The sequence below is a fragment of the Terrabacter terrae genome (genome assembly GCF_039529575.1).
Classification (GTDB): Bacteria; Actinomycetota; Actinomycetes; order Actinomycetales; family Dermatophilaceae; genus Terrabacter; species Terrabacter terrae.
In genome coordinates this window covers 1-1,056 of sequence record NZ_BAAANB010000055.1, presented here as the reverse complement: position 1 = coordinate 1,056, position 1,056 = coordinate 1, and the positions used below count along the sequence as shown (strand labels likewise).

The 1,056-nt window shown below is 71.1% G+C and carries 1 protein-coding gene; it reads right to left on the bottom strand.

What is annotated here, in order from left to right:
* Window positions 1-167: 167 nt before the first annotated feature.
* A complete protein-coding gene (gene rsmG / locus ABD194_RS18940) occupies window positions 168-959 on the bottom strand; it encodes a 16S rRNA (guanine(527)-N(7))-methyltransferase RsmG (protein ID WP_343994371.1) in 792 nt (263 codons plus the stop codon).
* Between the last annotated feature and the right edge of the window lie 97 nt (window positions 960-1,056).

Below are 1,056 nucleotides of genomic sequence, written 5' to 3'. Positions count from 1 at the left end.
TCCCACCCCGTCCCAGCCACCCCAGCCGACGATGCTCCGGGGACGGCTCCGGGCCACTGGGCCAGCCCAGGTTGGTCGACATGGTCACAGGGAGTGCACCTCCGGGATTGCGGCTCGTCCGACGAAAGGATCGACGGGTACCGGCCTGCGAAATGGTCTGGACACGATCATGGCTGACGAGGCCGTCGGTCGCTCGCTCCCGTGCCGGTGCGTCGGGAACCGCGTGGCCGGTCGGCCCGCCGACGGGCCGACCCGGCGCTGGAGGGCTGGCGGCTCCGGAAGCGCCGGCGGTCGACCTCCTCGCCGATGGTGAGCCGCAGCACGATCGTCGCCTCCGGCAGCAGACGCGCCCCGAACTCCTCCACCTCCGCGTCGACGACGCCGAGCCGCTCAAGGGCGGTACGGCTGTCTGCTAGCTCCAGCGTCGCCCGGCTTCCCTTGAGAGCGAGCAGGCTGCCGTGCGCCTCCAGGAGCGGCAATGTCCACTCGGCGAGCTGGACGATCCTCGAGACTGCGCGAGCGGTCACCCACGGGGCCCGTACGCGGTCCCAGAGCCCCTCGGCGCGGGACGTGTGGACCACGACGTTGGCGAGACCGAGCTGCGCCACGGCGCCACTCAGCCACCCGGTGCGACGCGCCAAGGGTTCGACGAGGTGCAGTTCCAGATCGGGCCGGGCGATGGCCAGAGCCAGTCCGGGCAGGCCTGCGCCCGATCCCACGTCGATGACGCGCTGCCCCTCACCGGCTCGCGGTATGGCCTCATGGACGATCGCGCAGTTGAGCACGTGGCGGTCCCACAGTCGCGGCGCCTCTCGGGGCCCGATGAGACCGTGGCTGATACCGGTGTGGCTCAGGATCGCGACGAACTGCTCGGCGAGCTCCAGTCGGTCACCGAAGACGGCCCGGGCAGCGGGAGGTGTGGCGGGGGCGCCCACCGGGCCGAGAGACTCGTCGACCACGTGCTCTCACTCCTCGGACAAGCAGATCGGAACATCAGATGGAAGGGGCGCCCCGGGACCACGAACGTGTCGTGCTTCGGAAGGGGCTCCACAGCAC